Raw genomic sequence first — 6929 nt, forward strand, 5'->3', positions numbered from 1 at the left:
CGGCGGCCGTCCGACCCGCGCCCGCGGGTCAGGAGTGCTTCGCCGCCTGCTGGAGTGTCTCCGGGGTGACGGCGCCCAGGTAGACCCGGCCGTCGGTGGTGATCAGGGCGTTGACGATGCGGGTCGAGACCAGGGTGCCGCCGTCGACGGGACGGCCGGTGAACTTGGCCAGGCCCTTCGCGGCCTCGGCGCCCGCGGTGCCGTGCAGCACGGCGGTCCAGCCCTCGCCGATCACCCCGCCCGCCGCACCCCGGCCCGCGGCGTCCTGGCCGGGGGCCGGTTCGGCGGGCCGGGCGGGCAGGGCGGGCAGCGCGGAGGCGAGCGGGTCGTGCGGCAGGGCGGAGGCCGGTGCCTCGACCACCTTCGCGCCCTTGGGGGCGGTGAACTCGAAGGTCCCGGCGGCCGGTTCGGCGTAGGAGAGGGTGCCGAACCGGATGTCGAACGCGGTCGCGCCGTCGGTCGTGCGGACCTGGACGGCCAGCGGCACGCCCTTCTCGGCGTCGATCGAGACCCGGATCTCGTCGATCGTCGAACCGGCCTGCTTCGGCCGGACGCTCAGCCGGTACGCGTCGTGCCCGGCGATCCGCTCGGTGCCGCTGACGGTGACGGAGGTGGTCGCGGCGGAGTGCGCCAGGAGCTGCGCGGCGACGTCCTGCGGGGTGAACGAGCCGATGCCGGCCCTGCCCGCGGCGTGCTCCCCGGCCCCGGCCCCGGCAGCGCCGCCGACGCCGGTGAAGTGCAGGGCCTGCCGGGAGTCGCGGTCGTAGGCCCAGACCTGGTCGCCGTCGTGGACCAGCTCGTAGCCGGACTTCTCGCCGGAGAGGGTGAGCCGCTGCCGCTCGGGCCCGTCCGCGGCGACGGTCAGGGTGTGCGAGCCGCCGAGCAGTTCGACGGCCTTCAGCTGCGGGTCGGCGCCGCCGACGCCCGCGCCGGCGCTGCGGGCCAGGTTGCCGAGGGCGCCGGAGCCGGACGCGGCGTCGGTGAGGACGGTGGGCAGGCCGAGGTCGGCGCTGATCCGGACGGTGCCGGAGAAGGTGTCGGTGTCCGCGGCGAGCGCCTTCGCGACCAGGTCCTGGGCGCTGACCGAGGGCAGGTCGGGCGCCTCGTCGCTGGCGAGCGCGGGCACCAGGCCGATGCCGGTGGCGACGGCCGCGGCGACCGCCAGCGGCACGCCCACCCGGACGGCGGTGCGCCGCTTCGCGGGCCTGGCCGGGCGCTCGGCCCGCTCGGCCGGAGCGATCCGGAGCGGTGTGGTGTCCTGTCCTGCGTCTGCGGTGGAGTCGTGCTCCATGGCAGCCCCCTTCCGAGTGCCTGTGCGCTGTCACCGTCCATTAGAGCCCCCGGGGGCGTCCGGGGGCGTCGCCCGGCGGCAGCAGATCGCCGTACGCCTCCCGTCGTATCCGGGGCGTCGCGACCCTGAGACGCCGTCAGGGTCCTGTAGTCCCGGAGGGCTACCTCTCGCGTAGGGTCGGGCCCATGAGCCTTCAGCCCTCGTCCGCAGCCGCCACCGCCCCGACCGCGACCGCGATGCGGCGCGCGCTGCGCCGGGCCCGGGACGGGGTGGCGCTGGACGTCGCGGAGGCGGCGGTGCTGCTGCAGGCCCGCGGCGAGGACCTGGCGCAGCTGTGCGCGGTCGCCGCCCGGCTCCGGGACGCCGGGCTGGAGCAGGCCGGCCGCCCCGGTGTCATCACGTACTCGCGCAAGGTGTTCGTCCCGCTGACCAGGCTCTGCCGGGACCGCTGCCACTACTGCACCTTCGTCACCGTGCCGGGCAAGCTGCGCAAGGACGGCCACGGGCTGTACCTGTCCCCGGACGAGGTGCTGGACATCGCCCGCCGGGGCGCCGAACTCGGCTGCAAGGAAGCCCTGTTCACGCTCGGCGACCGCCCCGAGGAGCGCTGGCCGGAGGCCCGCGAGTGGTTGGACGCGCACGGCTACGACGACACCCTGGCGTACGTGCGGGCGATGGCGGTGCGGGTGCTGGAGGAGACCGGGCTGCTGCCGCACCTCAACCCCGGGGTGCTGTCCTGGACGGACTTCCAGCGGCTCAAGCCGGTCGCCCCGTCGATGGGCATGATGCTGGAGACCACCGCCGTCCGCCTCTGGTCGGAGCCCGGCGGCCCGCACCACGGCTCGCCCGACAAGGAACCGGCCGTCCGGCTGCGGGTGCTGGAGGACGCCGGGCGCAGCGCGGTGCCGTTCACCACCGGGGTGCTGATCGGCATCGGCGAGACGTACGAGGAGCGGGCCGACGCGCTGCTGGCGATCCGCAAGGTCTCCCGCGCCTACCAGGGCGTGCAGGAGGTGATCGTGCAGAACTTCCGGGCCAAGCCGGACACCGCGATGCGGGCCATGCCGGACGCCGAACTCTCCGAGCTGGCCGCGGCGGTGGCGGTGGCCCGGCTGGTGCTCGGCCCGGCCGCCCGGATCCAGGCCCCGCCGAACCTGGTGGACGCCGAGTACGCGCTGCTGATCGGCGCGGGCATCGACGACTGGGGCGGCGTCTCCCCGCTGACGCCCGACCACGTCAACCCGGAGCGCCCCTGGCCGCACGTCGAGGAGCTGGCCGAGCGCACCGCCGCCGCCGGGTTCGCGCTGCGCGAGCGGCTGACGATCCACCCCGAGTACCTCAAGCGCGGCGAGCCCTGGCTGGACCCGCGCCTGCTGCCGCACGTCAGGGCGCTGGCCGACCCGGCCACCGGCCTGGCCGTCGAGGGCGCCCGCCCGGTCGGGCTGCCCTGGCAGGAGCCGGACGAGCCGATGACCGGCGGCGGCCGCACCGACCTGTTCCGCACCGTCGACACCGAGGGCCGCACCGGCGACCGGCGCTCCGACTTCGACGACGTGTACGGCGACTGGGAGTCGCTGCGCGAACAGGCCGCGCTGCCCGCCCCCCGGCGGCTCGACGGGGACCTGCGGGCCGCGCTCTCGACGGCCGCCGACGACCCGGAGAAGCTGACCGACGACCAGGCGCTGGCGCTGTTCCACGCCGACGGCCCGGCGCTGGACGCGCTGACCCGGATCGCCGACGAGCTGCGCCGCGACACCGTCGGCGAGGACGTCACGTACTGCGTCACCCGGAACATCAACTTCACCAACGTCTGCTACACCGGCTGCCGGTTCTGCGCCTTCGCCCAGCGCCGCACCGACGCGGACGCCTACACCCTCTCGCTGGAGCAGGTCGCCGAACGGGCCGAGCAGGCCTGGGCGGTGGGCGCGACCGAGGTGTGCATGCAGGGCGGCATCCACCCGGACCTGCCGGGCACCGCCTACTTCGACATCGCGCGGGCGGTGAAGGAGCGGGTGCCGGGCATCCACGTGCACGCCTTCTCGCCGATGGAGGTGGTCAACGGGGCCACCCGCACCGGCCTGTCCGTCCGCGACTGGCTGGCCCGGGCGAAGGAGTCCGGCCTGGACTCGATCCCCGGCACGGCGGCGGAGATCCTGGACGACGAGGTCCGCTGGGTGCTCACCAAGGGCAAGCTGCCCGCCGCGACCTGGGTCGAGGTGGTCACCGCCGCGCACGAGCTGGGCCTGCGCTCGTCCTCGACCATGATGTACGGCCACGTCGACACCCCGAAGCACTGGCTGGGCCACCTGCGGCTGCTCGCCGCGATCCAGCAGCGCACCGGCGGCTTCACCGAGTTCGTCACGCTGCCGTTCGTGCACACCAACGCGCCGGTCTACCTGGCGGGCATCGCCCGGCCCGGCCCGACCGCCCGCGACAACCGGGCGGTGACCGCGATGGCCCGGCTGCTGCTGCACCCGCACCTCACCAACATCCAGACCAGCTGGGTCAAGCTGGGCGCGGAGGGCGCCGCCGAGATGCTCCGCAGCGGCGCCAACGACCTGGGCGGCACCCTGATGGAGGAGACCATCTCCCGGATGGCGGGCTCCTCCTGGGGCTCCTACAAGTCGGTGCGCGACCTGGAGGCGATCGCCGCCCTGGCCGGCCGCCCGTCCCGGCAGCGCACCACCCTGTACGGCGAGGTGCCGGCCGAGCGCCGGGCCGCCGCGCTGGCCTCCGACGGGCACCTGCCCCGGCTGCTGCCGCTGGCCGACTAGGGCCGGGCGGTCCGCGGGGCCGCGGTGGCGCGTCGGCCGGTGGCGGGCCGGGCTGGCGGTGGCGGGCCGGGCGGGCGTGGTCGGGCGGGCGGGCGAATCGATGTTCGGGTCGGGGGGCCTTTTCGCGCTGCTCTTCGAATAAGGTGCGTCTACCGCCCGTGCGCCCGCCCGTGGCCATCGACCGAAAGGGTTCCGCCCCGTGATGCCTCTGTGGTCACGCGCCCAGCAGCAGGACTTCCGCAGCCGGGTCCGGGGCTGCCTGCTCGGCGGGGCGATCGGGGACGCGCTCGGCGGCGGCATCGAGTTCGAGCAGTTGGAGCAGATCCGCGCGGTCCACGGCGAGGCGGGCGTGACCGGCTACGTCCCCGCGTACGGGCGGCGCGGCGCGATCACCGACGACACCCAGATGACCCTGTTCACCGTCGACGGCCTGATCCGCTCCCACATCAACCGCGACGCCGGCTCCTGGCACCCGCCGTCCGACGTGCACCGCGCCTACCTGCGCTGGTACGCCACCCAGCAGGACTGGGGCCCGGACGAGCGCCGCAAGGACCTGGGCTGGCTCGGCCGCGAGGAGTGGCTGTACGCCCGCCGCGCGCCCGGCCAGGCCTGCCTGTCCGGCCTGGCCGGCACCGAGAGCGGCCCGCTGCCCACCGTCGAGGAGCCGCGCAACCCGAACTCCAAGGGCTGCGGCACCGTGATGCGGGCCGCCCCGTTCGGGCTGCTCACCGCCTGGGACCCGGCGCTGGTCTTCCAACTCGCCGTCGAGTGCTCGGTGCTGACCCACGGCCACCCCACCGGCTACCTGTCCGCCGGGGCGTTCGCGGTGGTCGTCCACGCGGTGGCCCGCGGCGGCACCCTGGAGGAGGGCGTCCACCTGGCGCTGGCCCTGCTCTCCGAGCGCACCGGCCACGAGGAGACCACCGCCGCGCTGCGCGCCGCCCTGGACGCGGTGCGGGCCGGGGCGCCGTCCCCCGAGCGGGTCGAGGCGCTCGGCGAGGGCTGGGTCGCCGAGGAGGCGCTCGCCATCGGCCTGTACTGCGCGCTGGTCGCCGAGGACGTCCGCAGCGGCCTGCTGCTGGCCGTCAACCACTCCGGCGACAGCGACTCCACCGGCTCGATCTGCGGCAACCTGCTGGGCGCCCTGCACGGCGAGACCGCCCTCCCGCCGGACCTGCTGGCCGAGGTCGAGGGCCGCGGCACCGTCCTGGAACTCGCCGACGACCTGGTGCTGGAGCTGCTGCACGGCCCCGAACTGCACGGCACCGACGCCTGGTCGCTCCGCTACCCGGCCGCCGACGCCTGACCCGGGGCCGCCGACCGCCCGGACCGCCGACCGCCCGGGGCCGGTCGCGAAGGCGTCCGGACGCGAAGGTGCCCGCCGCGCGGGAAGCGGCGGGCACCCCGTACCGGTCGGAGGATCAGACCTCGCCGAAGCGGCCCGCACCGGCCGCCGCGGCGAACGCCGCCCAGGACTCGCCGGAGAAGCGCAGCTGCGGGCCCTGCGGGTCCTTGGAGTCCCGGACCGCGACGGAAGCCGAACCCGGCAGGGCGATCTCCACGCAGGCACCGTTGCCCCCGCTGTAGCTGCTCTTGCGCCAGGTCAGGCTCTCGGTGGCCTTGCTCATTTCATGAACTCCTCTGCGATGGTGGCGATCATCGACCGGCTCTCCGCGACGCTCAGCGCCGCGGCCCTCAGGTGGTCGTACAGATTGGTATAGCGGCGGACGTCGGCGTCCTTCTCCAGGTAGAGATCGCTCGTCACTCCTTCGAAGTAGACGACCGTGGAATCCGCCGACTCGGGGAACTCCAGCAGGGAGAATGTCCCGGTCATGCCGGGGTGGGAGCCGTGGCTGAAGGGGATCACCTGGAGGTTGATGTTCGCCCGCTCGCCCAGTTCGACGAGCTGGTACAACTGCTCGGCCATGACCCGCTTCCCACCGACCTGGCGGCGCAGCACGGCCTCGTCTATCACGACCCACAGGCTGCCCAACTGGTCCTCGCCGTGGATGCGGTGCTGCCGCTTGAGCCGGACGTCCACCCGGCGGCGGATCGCGGTCGGGTCGGTGTCCGGCTGCGTCCCGGCCACCACCGCCTCGGCGTACTCGCGGGTCTGCAGCAGCCCCGGCACGAACGAGGACTCGTACGCCCGGATCGAGGACGCCTCCGCCTCCAGCCCGATGTACACGCTGTACGGGATGTCCCCGAACTCGTGCCACCAGCCGCGCTGGCGCGACTCCTTGGCCATCTCCATCAGCCCGGCGCGGACCCGTTCGTCCTCGACCTCGTAGACGTCGCACAGGTCGCGCACGTCGCGCTGGCTGATCGAGCGGCGGCCGTTCTCCAGTCGGCTGATCTTCGACTGGGAGACCATCAGGCGGCCGGCCACCTCTTCGGCGGTCATCCCCCTGAGCTCGCGCAGACGCCGCAGTTCGGCGCCGAGCCTACGGCGGCGAACCGTCGGATTCACGCTGGCGGACACATTGACCTCCGGCCCCACTTCTGGCAACAGTGCGGTAATTGGTACCAACCCCCTGACGCTGAGCAGCATGCCACTTCACCTACGGTCCATGCCCGGGAATCGCAGTACCGCAGTAGAACAGATCATCTGAAAATAGCTCAATATGGAACCGGGCCCTTGCGCTCGGCCCGCCCACCCGCTAAAGGGAAACCCGTGCGCCGCACGGCTCCTGACGCGGCGTCGGAGCGCGGAGCGGGCGGCGGTGCGGCGGAACGACAGAGGGCGGGGGGGGCGGGGGGGGGGCCCCGGGGCCCCCCCCCCCCCCCCCCCCCCCCCCCCAACCGCGGGGGGCCCCCCCCCCCCCCCCCCCCCCCCCCAACACCCAACCCACCACCCCGCCCCC

The 6929-nt window shown here is 74.6% G+C and carries 5 protein-coding genes; 2 read left to right on the plus strand and 3 right to left on the minus strand.

All coding sequences use genetic code 11. The features are described from left to right. Positions 1–28 precede the first annotated feature (28 nt). Positions 29–1291, minus strand: coding sequence for an outer membrane lipoprotein carrier protein LolA (locus ACIQVD_RS04870; RefSeq protein WP_402286063.1), 1263 nt, complete (start codon positions 1289–1291; stop codon positions 29–31). Positions 1292–1476: 185 nt separating this feature from the next. On the opposite strand from ACIQVD_RS04870, the gene ACIQVD_RS04875 reads away from it, so the two are divergent. Together ACIQVD_RS04875 and ACIQVD_RS04880 are read left to right on the plus strand one after the other, a co-directional pair. Further along, the gene (locus tag ACIQVD_RS04875; RefSeq protein ID WP_400682376.1) at positions 1477–4065 is read left to right on the plus strand and encodes a bifunctional FO biosynthesis protein CofGH; all 2589 of its coding nucleotides are present in this window, start codon (positions 1477–1479) and stop codon (positions 4063–4065) included. Between the two features lie 202 nt (positions 4066–4267). Further along, entirely contained in the window at positions 4268–5371 is a 1104-nt protein-coding gene (locus ACIQVD_RS04880; protein WP_400682375.1) for an ADP-ribosylglycohydrolase family protein, read from the plus strand. A 115-nt stretch (positions 5372–5486) separates the two neighbouring features. On the opposite strand, the gene ACIQVD_RS04885 is transcribed toward ACIQVD_RS04880, so the two are convergent. Further along, positions 5487–5693 carry a DUF397 domain-containing protein gene (locus ACIQVD_RS04885; protein WP_400682374.1) on the minus strand — a complete coding sequence of 69 codons (207 nt, stop codon included), beginning with the start codon at positions 5691–5693 and terminating at the stop codon, positions 5487–5489. Beyond that, complete coding sequence (locus tag ACIQVD_RS04890) at positions 5690–6547, minus strand: helix-turn-helix transcriptional regulator (RefSeq protein WP_100838530.1); 858 nt, start codon at positions 6545–6547, stop codon at positions 5690–5692. Before ACIQVD_RS04890 ends, ACIQVD_RS04885 begins: the two co-directional genes overlap by 4 nt. Between the last annotated feature and the right edge of the window lie 382 nt (positions 6548–6929).

This window comes from Kitasatospora sp. NPDC090308, assembly GCF_044769485.1.
GTDB lineage: Bacteria > Actinomycetota > Actinomycetes > Streptomycetales > Streptomycetaceae > Kitasatospora > Kitasatospora fiedleri.